This is a genomic window from Rhodovulum sp. 12E13, from assembly GCF_003340565.1.
Lineage (GTDB): Bacteria > Pseudomonadota > Alphaproteobacteria > Rhodobacterales > Rhodobacteraceae > HLUCCA09.
In genome coordinates, this window is sequence record NZ_QPLK01000018.1 from 81,917 (window position 1) to 96,727 (window position 14,811).

Below are 14,811 nucleotides of genomic sequence, written 5' to 3' on the forward strand. Positions count from 1 at the left end.
CGGCGCCGGTCCGCGGGTGATCAGCGCGCGTCGCGGTGGGGAGTTTCCTCGGCCAGCCGCGCATCCTCGCGCAGGTCCAGCCAGATGGTGTCGCGGACGGCGAACATCGCGGCGCGCGGCAGGCCGAGCCACCAGGCGAAATACCAGATGCGCGTGGCTTTTTTCGGTACACGCTGTCGGAGGTGCCGGAGAAGCGGCCACGGGGCCAAGATCGCGCCGCCACCGCGGGTGAGCCTCCTCCGCCGCCCTGACCGGGCCGGCCGTATTGAGTTGATGCCGAAAGCCTGCCGCGGGACTTGGTCTGCTGCCGCCAGCCGTAACGGTTGGTCGTCAGGTGGACTGTTTCCATGATCGCCACGATGAGCGACAGGCCGATCACCAACGGCACGAAGAGAACCTGGATCATGACCGTCAGCGCGAACATCAGGCGCGACAGCCCGGAAACGTCGAGCTCGATGGCTGGGTCCCTCCGGGGTTCGCAAGGAAAGCTCTCTGGCAAATACATCTTAAGGGGGCTGTGTAGGGTGTCGCTCGCCGCCGGGATTTGACACAGGTCAACCCATGCGGATGTTTGCATGGCTGGGGGCGGCCTCCGGTCTCACCGGCAGGGTACGGTCGGCCATCCCGCGGCCTCGCCGGTGCGACACCCACCAATCCGTCGCAGGCGGCGACCGGCGCCGTGCCATGCGTCGCAACGAGGACGGCCGCGCCGGCTGCGGCGAGCGCGCAGTGCCGGCGGCGAGGGGACCGACCACGCCTAACCCGAAGATTTGTCGTCACCGGGGGGCGTCATCCGGGCTGGGGGCCGAGGCGCCACGGCTGATCGGGCGAGCGCGACATGCCGATGCAGACCACGCAGCCCGTTGCAGATCGATCATGAGACGGAACGGCGAGCGCATCTCGTGCAAACGGGTATGTTCAAGCAGAACCGCTCGGCCTAGCCTCCGACGGCACGGGGCCGGGCCGCCCGATGTTCATTCGATCCACGGGCCCACTCGAGCCGAAGCCGGCCTGGATGGGGCGGCAAGCGCGGAGGAACGGGGTTCTGACGACCGAGCAGTTGCACTCCTTCGGGAAAGGATCCGTGCTCGCGGATGCAAACCGGGAGCAAATCGCCAACCCGGCCTGGCTGGAAACGATTGGCACCAGCCTCTCGACCCATAGCCATTTCGCGCTGTCGGGTAACCTCGACGACCTGTTTCCGGTTGTCACCGAGAGCGGGCTCGATTTCCTGCCGATCGAGGACGCGATCCTTGCCGAGCTTTCCAGGGCCGGCCTCGAGACCCTGCTCACCTTCGACCCCGTCGACGGGCTCACGATCCAGAGGGGTGGCTCGAGCACGCCGATGCACGGTGTCCAGGCCAAGGACTCGCAGGGCGGAGGACTCACGGGTGGCAACCAGTCTCTTGTCGACCTTCTGCACGCGGTGGGGTCTTCGACGGAGGCCCCTCTCGCGCTTCTCGTTCGCTACGCCTCGCATCTCGCGCCTCCGGGCAGCCTGGAGCAGCACAGATTGTTCGTCGCCATCGACAAGATTGCAAAGGCGACAAGCCGGGACGATCCGGGCATGGATGCCGGGGGCGGGCGCCCCCGCACACCTGTCCTGTGGCTGCTGGACCGGCCCGGCGACCTTCCAGACTGGTTCCTCGCAGGCAATCATGCTGTCCGGCAGATCGCGGTCGATCTGCCCGACCTCGAGACCCGATACGCGTTCGCACGCACCCTCGTGTCGCGTTTTGCCAGGATGACCGCGACCACGCCGCAGGCGGAGCGCGCCGCCCTCCAGCAGTTCGCCCTCGAAACGGGGGGGATGACGCTGCGCGAGATCGCGGCCGTCGCCGGTCTGGCCAGCCGTCACGGCTTCGGTCTCGACCGGTCGGGGGATGCACTCCGCGTCTTCCGAACGGGCGCGCGGCGCAACCCGTGGGCCTCGCCTCTGCTGCTCGAGCGCCTTCAACGCGGCGCGGAGGTCCTGTGCCACAGGGTGAAGGGGCAGGACCGGGCCATCGCCCAGACACTCCAGATCCTCACGCGATCCGTGCTCGGTCTGTCGGGGGCACAGGCCAGCGGGCGCATGAAACGGCCGCGCGGGGTGATGTTCTTCGCCGGCCCGAGCGGCGTCGGCAAGACCGAACTTGCCAAGGCCGTGACCGAGCTCCTCTTCGGGGACGAGGCGATGTGCCACCGCTTCGACATGACGGAGTTCAACTCCGAACGCTCGGTCGCCCGGCTGATCGGGGCGCCTCCCGGCTATGCCGGCCACGAGCTCGGTGGCGAGTTGACCAACGCACTGCGCCGGCGCCCATTCTCCGTCGTCCTGTTCGACGAGGTCGAAAAGGCGCATCCGCGTGTTCTCGACATGTTTCTGCAGATCCTCGACGACGGGCGATTGACGGATTCACGAGGCGAAACCTGTCATTTCTCGGATGCCGTGATCATCTTCACGTCGAATGTCGGCATGCTCGGCTCCGACGCCGCCACAAATCTCGGGATGGAAATCCTTCCGTCAGACTCCTACGAGACGCTCCGCCACAAGCTCTTCGACGGCATCCAGAAGCACTTCATCAAGGACCTGCGGCGCCCCGAATTGCTCAACCGGATCGGGCAGAACATCGTTGCCTTCGATTTCATCCATCGTCTGTCGGCGGCGCAGATCTTCGAGGCGTCGGTCGAGCGCACGCTCGAAACGGTGAACGCGGCCCTCGGCATCGAGGTGCGCCTCGAGGCGGATGTGCGCGACAGGCTCGCCGAACAGTGCCTGTCGCATGTTCTCGAGGGCGGGCGCGGCGTGATCAACCGGGTCGAGCGCTATCTCGTCAACCCTCTCGCCGAGGCCCTGCTGCAGCATGTCGGGGCGCAGTCCGTCGCGGTCGTGGGCCTGTCCGTCGATGCGGGCGATGTCCGTCTCGATCTCGTGCGTGTCGAGGAGGCCTCGCGCGGTTGAAGCGGCACGATCTCGACGCCGGGTGTCGCCCGGCGCAGAAGCGCCTCACGACGTGCCCAGCACCACGAGATGGCCCAGACCCGCCAGCGCGATGGCGGGGCCCAACGGCAGCACGCCTTTCGCCCGGATGCCCATCAGGCGTGTCTGCGGGCCTTGCGGCAACCTGCGTAGTGCAAGCACGGCCACCAGCGTCACGAGGAGCGAGAGCGACAGAAGCAGCGAAAAGAGCGAATGGGTGCCCGGCGGCACGAACAGCATCAGGGCCGCCACGAGGATCTGCGCGCCGTGACCGTGCTGCAGAACATCCGCGTCATCGGCGTCGACCAGGGGGCCGACGAACAGGCCGACAAGCCGGGCATCGCGCGGACCGTCACGGTCGAGGTGACGCCGGAGCAGGGCCAGAAACTGGCGCTCGCCCAGCAGGCCGGGAGCCTCAGCCTGACCCTGCGCTCGCTCGAAGGCAACGAGGACGGGCCGCTTCAGGCGGTTCGGCTGAGCGACATTCTTCTCGATGAATCGCCCGTCGCGGACGACGGCCCGCGGCCCATCGTGCGCGTCCGCCGCGGCACCGAGCCGATCGAGGAAGTGCCACTGCGGATGACCGCGACCGAATGATCGTGGGGCGGGGAATGCCATGTATCGCCATGTCAAAGACTTCTCCGACGACGAGGGCGGCACGATCCTCGTGTTCGTCGCCATGTGCCTCGTCGTGTTCCTCGCCTTCTCGGCGGTGACCTTCGATCTCGGCCGCATGTCGGCGACGCAGACGGACCTGCAATCCTACGTCGACCACGTCGCCCTCGCCGCTGCCGGCGAACTCGACGGCGGCAGCGATGCCATATAGCGGGCGACCGACGCCGCCGAAGCCATGATCCGCGACCGCCAGACCTTCGCCGACGGAGGCCAGGACCTCGGCTCGGCGCTCGACTATTCGCTGCGGTTTCTCAGCGGCCTGCCCGACGACGACTACGATGCGTCAGCGAACAGATCATCCGACGTCAGCGCCTTCGTGATCGACACGTCGCGCGCGAATGCCGGCCGAGACGCCGTGCTCGTGGAAGTGACCGCCACCCCGCGCACCGTGTTTACGCCCTTCGCCAACGCCCTGGCCTCGTTCTTCGGATCGACCAACGAAAGCTCGGAGATCGGCGCAACCGCGATTGCCGGCTACACGAGCTGGGCGTGCGACATATCTCCGCTCGCGTTCTGCCTGCCGAGCGAGAATTACACGGCGACGGCGAATATCGGCAAGACCATCCGCATGCGCGCGGTCGGGCAGAACGCATCGTGGCAGCCCGGCTTCTTCGGCTTTCTCCGCCCCGAGGCAGAGATCGTCCCCGACGGGGCATGCGACGGAGAAAACGGCGCGAATCTCAAGGCTTGCCAGATCGCCGCCGCCGGAAACGTCAGCCAGTGCTTCTCGACAAGGGGGGTGGATATCGAGCCGGGTCAGAAGCAGGGGCTGAACGCGGCGATCTTCAACACGCGCCTCGATATCTTCGAGGCGACGATGAACAAGAACAGGAACGATTACCGCTTCGCGCCCGGGCCACATGTCGTCACCGGGAAGGTCGCAAAGAAGGGGGGCAAGAAAGGCAGCACCTGTGTCAGCAACAAGGACCCCGACTCGCTCGATACGATGGCGTTTCCCGCCGACAGCTGCGTCGCAAACGGCTCTTGCGGGCGCTTCGGCGATGGCAACTGGGATATCCGGGGATACCTGGAAACGAACCACGGCATCAAGACCCACAACGATGCCGATGGCGACGGAGAAGAGGATCCGGGCGAACTCTCGTTCGAGCTGACGCCCGCCACCCAGCCGTGGACGGACATGGCGGCGCTGGCCGGCGGCCCCGATCAGCCCACGCGGTACGAGGTATACCTGCGGGAAATCCGGGAAGCCGGCCCGGGCGGCGCCATCCTCCCCCCCGATCGGTCCGAAAGCGGATTGCCGCAATGCAGCACCGCGAAGCCTGGCCAAGGCGACGAGCCGTACGGGCCGGAACGCCGCATCCTGATAGCCGCCGGCATCGACTGCGAGGCGAACCCGGTCCGGGGGGCTGCGACCGATGTGCCGGTCAAGGAGTTCTTCGAGGTCTTTCTTCTCGGGCCGAGCCGTGACGTGGCCAACAGCAGCCCTCCGCCCTACGAGATCGACGTCGAGATCGTGGGCAGCGCCGGCGGCGGAAACAGCGAATTCTACGGCATGTTCCGTGATGTCGTGGAGCTCTATCGATGATCCCGACACCGCCCCTCGGATTCCTGCGACGGTTCCGGCGCGACGACCGTGGCGCAATGCTGGTCGAGGCGGCGCTGGTTCTGCCGCTGATGCTAGTCTTCATGGCCCTGATCGTCGAGACCGGTCGTATCGCGTGGGTCTACCAGGCCGCCGCAGGAGGTGTCCGCGACGCATCCCGCTACGTAGCCCGGACCGCGCTCGTCGCGCCCTGCCCGCCGTCGAACACCGATGCCCTCGAGACGACGGCCACGAACGTCATCAACAAGACGTTCGCGGCAACGATCAATGGCAGTCTCGCGACGATCACCAATGTCGAGGTGACGCCGCGTTGCGTCGCGGGCGGGTTCCGGGGCGGCGACGCGCTGGTCGTCGAGGTCAGCGCGGACGTGGAGATAACCTATGTCTGGGGCGGAATCTTCGGTCTGGTCGGCACCCCGCTGGAGAAGGTGACCGTCCGGGTGGCCGATCAGGCGCGGATTTACGGCGTATGACGGTCGGGCGACATACCCTTCGCCGCTTCCGGCGGGACGAGCGCGGCAGCACGCTCGTGGAACTGGCGATCATCCTGCCGCTCACCTTCCTGATGATCTTCGCCATTGTGGACTACGGACGGCTGCACTGGCTGGTCTCGTCATCCAGAAAGGCGACCGAGATCGCCGTGCGGGTGGCGTCTGTGCGCCCCCCGATCTGCGCCGGTCTGCCGGAGCAGCACGAACCGGCGGCGCAGGATCCGGCGAGCGGGCCGGCGCGTTTCGGCACCCTGTGCCGGGCCGAGGCGAATGTCTGCGCAAGCGTCGCTGTCTCCTGTTCGCTGGAGGTGCCCGCGCCGGGCAGCGGCGACACGGCCGGCGCCCTGCGTCTCGCCACGTCCGACGAGATCTGGCGGCGGATCGAGCCGCTGATGCCGCCAGGCTCGCAGAAGACCCACATACGGATCGCCTACGAGACCGATGCCGATCTCGGGTTCCTGGGCGGACCATTCACGCCCGAGATCACGGTCGAGATCGTCGATACGCGGCAGGATCCGCTCTTCGAGTTCGTCATGCCACTCGGCCCGCTGGCGGAACTCGCGTCTGGAAGCACGACATTCTCGAGCACCTGGTCGAGGGCCGTCGCGTTCCCGCGGATGAGCGCGTCGCTTCCGGCCGAAGATCTCGGAAACGGGACGGGCACCAACTGAGGAGACCCGAAATGAAAAAGTCCATTACGTCATTGCTCGTCATCTCTCCCGACAAGGACTTGCAGGACACCGTTCGGGGCGCTCTTTCCGCCAGCGAATTCAGGATCACGAGCAAGGAGGAATCCTTCACGGCGCTCAACGGGTCGGCAGGGCCGCTGGCGCTCAGGCACGACCTGGTGCTGTTCGACACCGAAGACATCGGGGCCGAGGCCGAGACGGCGATCCATACGTTGAGCGAGAACCGGGCGCCCGGATCCGTGCTGATCGGTGTCGCGCGCTCCGACCTGCCGCTGACAAAGGTGCGCGAACTGCACCGGGCCGGCGTCGACGATATCCTGTTGCGCGACACGCTCGACGGCGAGCTTGCAGTCGTCCTCGACGAATGGCGCATGCGCCGTGACGCCAGGTTGCCGGCGATCTGGGCGGGTGGCCCAGGCGAGGGAAAGGTAATCGCGGTGTCGAAGGCTCGTGGCGGCGTCGGTGCCTCGACCCTCGCCGTCAATCTCGCCGATGCCCTCCTCGACAAGCGCGGGTTCGTGAAGAAGGTGGCGCAAAACCGGGTGGCGAGCCGAACGCGCTCCGGCCCGCGCGCATGTCGAGCAGCGTTTCGCCGCCGCGCGATCGCTCGCCTCAAAGGCGATCCGGGCAATCGCGAAAACCACCGTGACGGCCTTCGCTTCCTCAAACCTTCGGAGAAGAGGGGCCCGCTCAACCGCCCGCCCATCGTCGGCGATCTGCCGGCCTCCCTGAGGGCCGCCGGCGTACGGATGCCACCGGGGCTTTTCCTCGCGGGCTGCCTGGCTGCCTGCACCGTGGCAGCGGTGCTCGGCACGCAGGTTTACCGGCCGCCCGTCGCCGTTGCCCTGTCCTTCGCTGCCTTCATCGCCCTCCCCCTCGTCCTCTTGCGCGCGAACGAGCGCCGGCGCCGGGCCCGTCTGCTCAAGCAACTGCCCGACGCGCTCGACCTGATGGCGCGCGGTCTGAAGGTGGGCCACCCGCTCAACGTCTCGCTGCAAAGCGTGGCCGACGAGATGCCCGACCCGATCGGGACCGAATTCGGTATCGTGGTCGATCAGATCACCTACGGCGACGAGTTGCCGGTGGCGGTGCGCGAACTGGCGGACCGGATCGACGAGGAAGACATCAGGTACATGTCGATCGCCATCGCCATGCAGCACGGCACGGGCGGCGACCTCGCCGAAGTGCTCAGCACCCTGTCGCGCGTTGTTCGGGCCCGGATGGCGCTGCGCCGAAAGGTGAAGGCGATTTCGTCGGAGGGCCGCATGACGGCCTACATCCTGTCGGCCCTGCCCTTTATGATCGCCGGCTTCATGATGTACGCGGAGCCCTCCTATTACCTCGACGTGACGGATGCGCCCCATTTCTGGCCGATCATGGGCGGCATCCTCGCTGCCGTGATCGCCAACGCCGTGATCCTGTTCCGGCTGGTCAATTTCAGAATCTGAAGGAGGCGAGGATGCCCGCGTTCGAACTCGACACCCTTGCGGAGCTGATGACCTCGCACGGTTTCCTCATTCTGGCGATAGGTGTCGGCGTCATGATGGCGGTCGTCGGGATCGGGCGGCAGCTCTCCGAAAAATCGGTGGCCGCCGAGCGCCTCGAGGCCATGCGCCGTCGCCGCACACTGCCGGTCACCGCCGGCAGCATCTTCGCCGCGACGCCCGCGCCGAAGGGGATGGCCGCGGCCCTCGTGCCAGAGGACGAGATGGAGCGGTTTCAGGTCGTCCAGGCCCTTGCGCGCGCGGGCTTCCGCGGGTCGCGGGCACTCTGGGGGTATTATCTGGTCCGCGTCGGCCTCGGTATCGGCCTGCCACTGTGCTTCATGCTTCTGATAGCCGTCGCCGGGTCATCCTACGCGCCCGACTGGCTCGCGCGATCGCTAGCGGGGATGAGCGGCGTCTCGATGATCCAATGGCTTTCCATTCTGGGCGGTGTGGGGTTCTTCGGCCCGTCGTTCTGGCTCGATTCCCGGATCCGCAGCCGCAGGCAGGCGATCGAGGATGCCTTTCCCAACATGCTGGATCTCCTCCAGGTGGGGGTCGAGGCGGGTATGGGGTTCGACCAGGCCTTCACGAAGGTCGCCCAGGAAATCCAGCTTGCGTCCCCGGAACTGGCCGAGGAGATGCTCATCATGCAAGGCGAGATCCAGGCCGGGCGAGACCGTGATAACGCCCTGTTCGGCATGGCCCGGCGAACGGGCATCGACGAGATGCTGTCGTTCGCCAATGTGGTGATGCAATCGGCACGGTTCGGCACGCCGCTGGCGCAGGCCCTCACGACATACGCCAACGAGATGCGCTATGCCCGGGAGATGCGGGCGCAGGAAAAGGCCAACCAGCTGCCCGTCAAGATGTCGGCGGTGATGGCATCGCTCATGCTGCCCGCTCTGATCGCGCTCATCCTGACGCCGATCATCATTCGTTACATGGCGACGTTCACCTGAGTCGGGCGGCTCGTCTCTTTCTGGGAGCGATTCGGTCGCGCGGAGCGCCAGAGCGTGAACGAGCGAAACAATAGTTTCATTTTCAAGGGGCATTGCGATCCCCTGCCTTCAATCTGCCATGGTTCAGTCGCCGGACATGGCAGGTGGAACCTGCCGGTCGACCAGCCAGATCGCCCAACATAATCAAGATATAGCATATCTTCGCCGCTCGCCATCAATCTGTCGCCTTGGGGAGACGGCGGGCGGGTTCCGGCACCCGCGGGCGCCGTCTGTCGCACCCCGGGGCGCCCTGAATTCGTTGAGTTTTTGACACGTCCCTGTTACATTGTTCTCGGGATAGCAGCGTGGAGGTACGGGGGGTGCCTACTGGTTTTGTGGTGTCCGGCGGCATGCCCGGGCACAAGGGCAGGCTTGCGAGTTTGGGGGCGTCCGGGCCGCATGTCGATGTAGAGATCGCGGAGCTTTCCATTACTGGCGTGCTTCGAATGGCTCAATGGAGCCATGGAAAGGTCGAGCTGGAAACCGCCCTTGGAGCAACTGCCGAACTCTTCGGGGCGATGCGCTGTTCATTGGTTACGGTCCATCTCGCTAGCATGGCGAGCGAAATCGCCGGAACCGAAACCTGCAGTTTCACTTCGACAAAATCGGATCGAGTCGCGGCGTTCGGTGCTGGCGTTCTTCGCGCAGATCTCCGCCGCATTGAGCCCGGCGATTATCAATTTCTCAGCCGCATGGGGCAGCTACCCTACCGGCTGAGCGGCGGCATCGACACGGACCTGGCCGCCTTGGGCGTCGAGGACGCTCTCTTCATCTGCGTCGGAAAGCGCCGTGGCATCGTGGAGTTGCTGGAGCTGTTGTACGATCGGCGCCCTGACAGCGAGGGTCGGCGGATTGTTGCGTGGATAGCACCGAAATTGCTGAAGGCATACCAGCTCGGAAAGTCGGCGCGGGTCGACGCGGAAATATCCAGCAGGGAGCGTGAGGTTGCCGCCCATGCCGAGCAGGCCAAGAGCTTGCCGGGCAGGAACATCCTCGATTACGACAATCCCTCGATGCTGACGAGGAGCGAGTGGCGTGTCTGCGAACTTGCCTCGCGCGGGCTTACGGCCAAGTCGATCGCACACGAACTGGGCGTCACGAGCAACACCGTTCGCAGCCATTTGCGCAGCATATACTCCAAGACGGACATCGGCGGCTTCCACGAGCTCGTCTACACGCTCATGGCCACACAAGACAAAGCAGAGTGGCCGGCTGGCACCGGAACCTGCGGAAGCTGAAGGCGCGCCAAGCAGTCACTTGGAGGCGAACAAGGCGCACAGCCTTCACCTATGCCCCGTACGGATTGCGCGCGGCAATTCTAAACCCGAGATTATCGGTCGTGTCCGGGGAGGGCAATAACCTGCTCAGCCCGAAGCGCCGATCGGTCCAAGGTGCCGGCTTCATGGCGACCCCGGGAGGACTCGAACCCCCGACCTGATGATTAGAAGTCACCTGCTCTATCCAGCTGAGCTACGGGGCCGCGCCCCTCACGCTCTAGCCAGCGCGCGCGGCCGGCGCAATGGCGACGATGGCCCCGGGAAAGCGGAAGCAACGGCAGACCCGCTCAGTGCGTCCAGGACCCCCGGCGGTTGGTCGCGAAGTTCTCTCCGTAGCCACGGGGGCGGATGTTGGGCTTGCGTCGATGCGGCTCCTGCACCACGGCCTCGATCCCGTGGGCGCGCGCGTAGTCGAGCGCGGCCTCCTTGGTGTCGAAACGCAAGCGCACCTGCGAGCGCATGTCGCCCGACGACGTCCAACCCATGAGCGGGTCGAGCTCGCGTTTCTCCGCCGGGGCGAACTCGAGCACCCACTTCTGCACGTTGGCCGTGCCCGACTGGGTAGCCGTCTTCGAGGGCTTGTAGATCCGTGCGCGCATCCGCTCCTCCGTCACTCATCGCTGAATAAGGGCGAAGAGGGCGGCGCATCAAGGTGTCACGAGCGCCGCACCGCGCGTGTGCCTGTCCCCGAGGCCACCTCTGCGCGGCGGAAGCGTCCCGGACCGGCCACGCCATACGGCTTGCAATGCGCCGCGCAGGCCGCACATTCCAGCCAAGGAGGTGCGCCCGATGCACAACAACTCGCCCGAAGACATGCCCGTGCTCGCCCATGCCGCGCCCGACGTGGCGGCGCGCGAAAAGCTGGAGGGCGGCAAGCGGTTCGTCATGCATACCGAGTTCGCCCCCGCGGGCGACCAGCCCACCGCCATCGCCGAGCTGAGCGCGGGGGTGACCGACGGCGAGCGCGACCAGGTGCTGCTGGGCGCCACGGGCACCGGCAAGACCTACACCATGGCCAGGGTCATCGAGGAGACGCAGCGCCCCGCCATCATCCTCGCCCCCAACAAGACGCTCGCGGCCCAGCTCTACGGCGAGTTCAAGGGGTTCTTTCCTGAAAACGCGGTCGAGTATTTCGTCTCGTATTACGACTATTACCAGCCCGAGGCCTACGTGCCGCGCTCCGACACGTATATCGAGAAGGAAAGCCAGATCAACGAGCAGATCGACCGGATGCGCCACTCGGCCACCCGGGCGTTGCTGGAACGCGACGACGTGATCATCGTCGCCTCGGTCTCGTGCATCTACGGCATCGGCAGCGTCGAGACCTACGGGGCGATGACGCAGGACCTGTTCACGGGGAAAGACTACGACCAGCGCAAGATCATGGCCGACCTGATCGCCCAGCAATACCGGCGCAACGATCAGGCGTTCCAGCGCGGCAGCTTCCGCGTGCGCGGCGACGTGCTGGAAATCTGGCCCGCCCACCTCGAGGATCGCGCCTGGCGGCTGTCGTTCTTCGGCGAGGAGCTGGAGGCGATCACCGAGTTCGACCCGCTGACCGGAGAGAAGACCGGCAGTTTCGAGCGCGTGCGCATCTACGCCAATTCGCACTACGTCACGCCGCGGCCGACGCTTCAGCAGGCCGCGAGGCAGATCAAGGTGGAACTGGCGCAGCGCCTGAAACAGCTCGAGGACGAGGGCAAGCTGCTCGAGGCGCAGCGGCTGGAGCAGCGCACCAATTTCGACCTCGAGATGCTCGAGGCCACCGGCTCCTGCAACGGGATCGAGAATTATTCGCGCTATCTGACCGGCCGCGCGCCAGGCGAGCCGCCGCCGACGCTGTTCGAATTCATCCCCGACAATGCCCTCGTCTTCGCCGACGAATCCCACGTCTCCGTTCCCCAGATCGGCGGCATGTATCGCGGCGACTACCGGCGCAAGTTCACGCTGGCCGAGCACGGCTTCCGCCTGCCCTCCTGCATGGACAACCGCCCCCTCAAGTTCGAGGAATGGGACGCGATGCGCCCCCAGTCGATCTTCGTCTCGGCCACCCCGGGCAGTTGGGAGCTGGAGCAGACCGGCGGCGTCTTCACCGAGCAGGTGATCCGCCCCACCGGCCTTCTCGACCCGCAGGTCGAGATCCGGCCCGTCGAGATGCAGGTCGACGACCTGCTCGACGAGATCCGCCACGTCACGCAGAAGGGCTTCCGCACGCTCTGCACCACGCTCACCAAGCGCATGGCCGAGGACCTGACCGACTACCTGCACGAGCAGGGCGTCAAGGTGCGCTACATGCATTCCGACATCGACACGATCGAGCGCATCGAGATCCTGCGCGACTTGCGCCTTGGCGCGTTCGACGTGCTGGTGGGCATCAACCTGCTGCGCGAGGGGCTCGACATCCCCGAATGCGGGCTGGTGGCGATCCTCGATGCCGACAAGGAGGGGTTCCTGCGCTCCGAGACCTCGCTGATCCAGACCATCGGGCGGGCGGCGCGCAACGCCGAGGGCCGCGTCATCATGTATGCCGACCGCATCACCGGCTCGATGGAGCGCGCCCTGCGCGAGACCGACCGCCGCCGCGCCAAGCAGATCGCCTACAACGAGGAACACGGGATCACCCCCGCGACGATCCGGAAGAACGTCGAGGACATCCTTGCAGGATTGTATCAGGGCGACGTCGACATGAACCGGGTGACGGCCAAGGTCGACAAGCCCCTGCACGGCGCCAACCTCGAGGCGCATCTCGACGGGCTGCGGACGGACATGCGCAAGGCCGCCGAGAACCTCGAATTCGAGGAAGCCGCCCGCCTGCGCGACGAGATCAAGCGGCTGGAGGCGGTCGACCTCGCCGTGTCCGACGACCCGCTGGCCCGCCAGTCCGCCGTGCAGGAGGCGGTGGAGTCGGCCAATACCGCCTCGGGCCGGTCGACGGCGGGACGGGCCGGGCAGCGTGGGGGGAACAAGAAGCGGCGGAAGGGCAACAGGTAGCAGCCGTCAGTCAGAGCATCTTAACGCTTGATCGCAACTATGCTTTCTTGACAAGTCAGCTGTTTACCGTGGGTTGCTTGCCGTAAGGGCGAAAATGGCCATAATAGATCTTTCTGAGTTTCGAGACTCCGATGGGTTCGTTCTGAACTACGGAGGAAGGCCTCATGAGGTTAACGTATATACGTTCGCCCATTCCCTCGTTGCCTTTACCGATGCGTATAGAGAGATCGCGTCCCAGGTTCATCCTGAGTTGGCTGTGGAGCTTAGCTTGCAGGCGGTTGGGCCTGGAAGCTTTAGGGGCAAAGTCAAATCACAACTATCGGGCCTAAAGGGGCTCTTTTCAAAAGCTGCTGAGTTGACTGTTTTGCCATTACTGGTGGCTTTCTTCTACGACAACTATGTCGACCAAGATGGCCTTGAGATTTCAACAACTGATGACACTGTGATCATCCAGCGTGGGCGAGATAAGATCATCATTCCTCGCTCTGCTTACCAGCAACAGAAAGAGCTGCCTCGCCCGGAGCGGGTGCATCAACATATGTCAAGGGCGATTGAGGCTATCGAAGACGACGACAGCGTCGAGAGCTTCGGCTTAGTTAAACACATAGACGATCCGGATCCAATTGTCGATCTGCCGAGGAGGGACTGGAATAGAATTAGGGAGTATGGACTTACGGCAGCTGCCGGTCCGCGTGACAGAGTTGTCGAGGAAGAAGTGGAGCTAGTGATACTTAAGGCGATTTTTTCAAGGCAGCGGCGGAAGTGGGAGTTCGTCTGGCGGGGCGTGAAGATTTCGGCATACATTGAGGACCCTGCCTTTATTGCTGGACTGCTGGGCCGGCAGTTTTCAATTGGCAATGGGGACGCCATAAAGTGCACTATGGAAATACATCAGAGCTGGTCCGAAGATGAGGGGGTATGGCTTAACACCGGGTATGTAGTGAAAGATGTGACTGAGTTCATTTCCCAAGGCCGAACTGATGATCTGCTATGATGATGATCCACGCTCACTACTGCTATTGATATGCCCGACTTCCACCTCTTCGCCAGCGGCCCCCGGCCCGTCGCGCCGTTCTCGCATGCGGTCGAGAGCGACGGGTGGGTTATCCTGACCGGGCAGATGCCGACCGACCCGGCCGCGCCCGACGCGCCCCTGCCCGAGGGGATCGAGGCGCAGACGATCCGGGTGATGCGGAACCTCGAGCTGATCCTCGGCGAGATGGGGCTGGATCTGTCCCACCTCGTCCAGTGCCGGTGCTACCTGACCCAGTTCGAGCGCGACTACGGCGCCTTCAACGCGACCTACCAGACGTTCTTCCCCGCCGATCGCCGCCCCGCCCGCACCACCGTGGGCGTCACCGCGCTGGCCGTGGGCGCGCTGGTCGAGATCGACGGCATCGCCCGCCGGCCATGATCCCGGCGCAGGGGGCCTGCCCGACACGCGCCCCCCGCCTTCACGCGCCCCCCGCCCTCACGCGCCCTTCGCACGGTCGGCTCGCCGGTCGCGGCCGGGCGTCGGGGCCGCCCCGCGTCGCGCGGCGACCGGCGCGCCGAAGTTCGACAGTTGATCCGATAAGCGATTGATATTGTTGGCGGGGAGTTCGCGTTTTTGTGACGACAAGGTGCGTCAGGCGGGTTTCGGCAGGCTCAATGCTTCGAACAGGTCGAGTTGCTCCG

Annotated in this window: 15 protein-coding genes, 1 tRNA gene and 1 pseudogene; 12 read left to right on the top strand and 5 right to left on the bottom strand. The window is 65.4% G+C overall.

Annotation, left to right across the window (positions count from 1 at the left end; translation table 11 throughout):
* Positions 1-20 precede the first annotated feature (20 nt).
* Both cydX and DLJ49_RS22895 read right to left on the bottom strand, forming a co-directional pair.
* A complete protein-coding gene (cydX, locus tag DLJ49_RS15245; RefSeq protein ID WP_369932581.1) occupies positions 21-209 on the bottom strand; it encodes a cytochrome bd-I oxidase subunit CydX in 189 nt (62 codons plus the stop codon).
* 131 nt (positions 210-340) lie between these two features.
* Positions 341-577 (bottom strand): annotated as a pseudogene (locus DLJ49_RS22895) (cytochrome ubiquinol oxidase subunit I); the annotation flags it as partial.
* 507 nt (positions 578-1,084) lie between these two features.
* On the opposite strand from DLJ49_RS22895, the gene DLJ49_RS15255 reads away from it, so the two are divergent.
* The gene (locus tag DLJ49_RS15255; protein ID WP_158547481.1) at positions 1,085-2,944 is read left to right on the top strand and encodes an AAA family ATPase; all 1,860 of its coding nucleotides are present in this window, start codon (positions 1,085-1,087) and stop codon (positions 2,942-2,944) included.
* Between the two features lie 45 nt (positions 2,945-2,989).
* Here DLJ49_RS15255 and DLJ49_RS21460 read toward each other — a convergent pair whose 3' ends face one another.
* Complete coding sequence (locus DLJ49_RS21460; RefSeq protein ID WP_199533385.1) at positions 2,990-3,214, bottom strand: hypothetical protein; 225 nt, start codon at positions 3,212-3,214, stop codon at positions 2,990-2,992.
* A 15-nt stretch (positions 3,215-3,229) separates the two neighbouring features.
* Between DLJ49_RS21460 and cpaB the strand changes: the two genes are divergently transcribed.
* The 8 genes from cpaB to DLJ49_RS15295 all read left to right on the top strand — a co-directional run bounded on the left by cpaB (position 3,230) and on the right by DLJ49_RS15295 (position 10,104).
* A complete protein-coding gene (gene cpaB / locus DLJ49_RS15260; RefSeq protein ID WP_233489049.1) occupies positions 3,230-3,559 on the top strand; it encodes a Flp pilus assembly protein CpaB in 330 nt (109 codons plus the stop codon).
* Between the two features lie 19 nt (positions 3,560-3,578).
* Positions 3,579-3,788, top strand: a complete 210-nt coding sequence (locus DLJ49_RS15265) for a pilus assembly protein TadG-related protein (protein ID WP_115394417.1) — start codon at positions 3,579-3,581, stop codon at positions 3,786-3,788.
* 24 nt (positions 3,789-3,812) lie between these two features.
* Positions 3,813-5,183 carry a hypothetical protein gene (locus DLJ49_RS15270; RefSeq protein ID WP_115394418.1) on the top strand — a complete coding sequence of 457 codons (1,371 nt, stop codon included), beginning with the start codon at positions 3,813-3,815 and terminating at the stop codon, positions 5,181-5,183.
* Positions 5,180-5,674, top strand: coding sequence for a TadE family protein (locus DLJ49_RS15275; protein ID WP_115394419.1), 495 nt, complete (start codon positions 5,180-5,182; stop codon positions 5,672-5,674). The genes DLJ49_RS15270 and DLJ49_RS15275 overlap by 4 nt, the downstream gene beginning before the upstream one ends.
* Positions 5,671-6,363, top strand: a complete 693-nt coding sequence (locus DLJ49_RS15280; RefSeq protein ID WP_115394420.1) for a TadE/TadG family type IV pilus assembly protein — start codon at positions 5,671-5,673, stop codon at positions 6,361-6,363. Before DLJ49_RS15275 ends, DLJ49_RS15280 begins: the two co-directional genes overlap by 4 nt.
* 32 nt (positions 6,364-6,395) lie before the next feature.
* On the top strand, positions 6,396-7,829 hold the full coding sequence (locus DLJ49_RS15285; protein ID WP_158547482.1) for a type II secretion system F family protein: 1,434 nt from the start codon (positions 6,396-6,398) through the stop codon (positions 7,827-7,829).
* 11 nt (positions 7,830-7,840) lie between these two features.
* Positions 7,841-8,827, top strand: coding sequence for a type II secretion system F family protein (locus DLJ49_RS15290; protein WP_115394422.1), 987 nt, complete (start codon positions 7,841-7,843; stop codon positions 8,825-8,827).
* 344 nt (positions 8,828-9,171) lie between these two features.
* Positions 9,172-10,104, top strand: coding sequence for a helix-turn-helix transcriptional regulator (locus tag DLJ49_RS15295; RefSeq protein WP_233489050.1), 933 nt, complete (start codon positions 9,172-9,174; stop codon positions 10,102-10,104).
* 165 nt (positions 10,105-10,269) lie between these two features.
* On the opposite strand, the gene DLJ49_RS15300 is transcribed toward DLJ49_RS15295, so the two are convergent.
* Positions 10,270-10,346: transfer RNA gene (locus DLJ49_RS15300), tRNA-Arg, on the bottom strand.
* A gap of 84 nt (positions 10,347-10,430) precedes the next feature.
* Complete coding sequence (locus DLJ49_RS15305) at positions 10,431-10,742, bottom strand: ETC complex I subunit (protein WP_115394423.1); 312 nt, start codon at positions 10,740-10,742, stop codon at positions 10,431-10,433.
* A 190-nt stretch (positions 10,743-10,932) separates the two neighbouring features.
* Here DLJ49_RS15305 and uvrB point away from each other — a divergent pair, with 190 nt between their 5' ends.
* The 3 genes from uvrB (at position 10,933) to DLJ49_RS15315 (ending at position 14,548) form a co-directional block, all read left to right on the top strand.
* Entirely contained in the window at positions 10,933-13,134 is a 2,202-nt protein-coding gene (gene uvrB / locus DLJ49_RS15310) for an excinuclease ABC subunit UvrB (protein WP_115394424.1), read from the top strand.
* A 94-nt stretch (positions 13,135-13,228) separates the two neighbouring features.
* On the top strand, positions 13,229-14,128 hold the full coding sequence (locus DLJ49_RS21465) for an LAPAL motif-containing putative phage structural protein (protein WP_147277322.1): 900 nt from the start codon (positions 13,229-13,231) through the stop codon (positions 14,126-14,128).
* A gap of 30 nt (positions 14,129-14,158) precedes the next feature.
* Complete coding sequence (locus DLJ49_RS15315; protein WP_115394425.1) at positions 14,159-14,548, top strand: RidA family protein; 390 nt, start codon at positions 14,159-14,161, stop codon at positions 14,546-14,548.
* Positions 14,549-14,811: the final 263 nt, after the last annotated feature.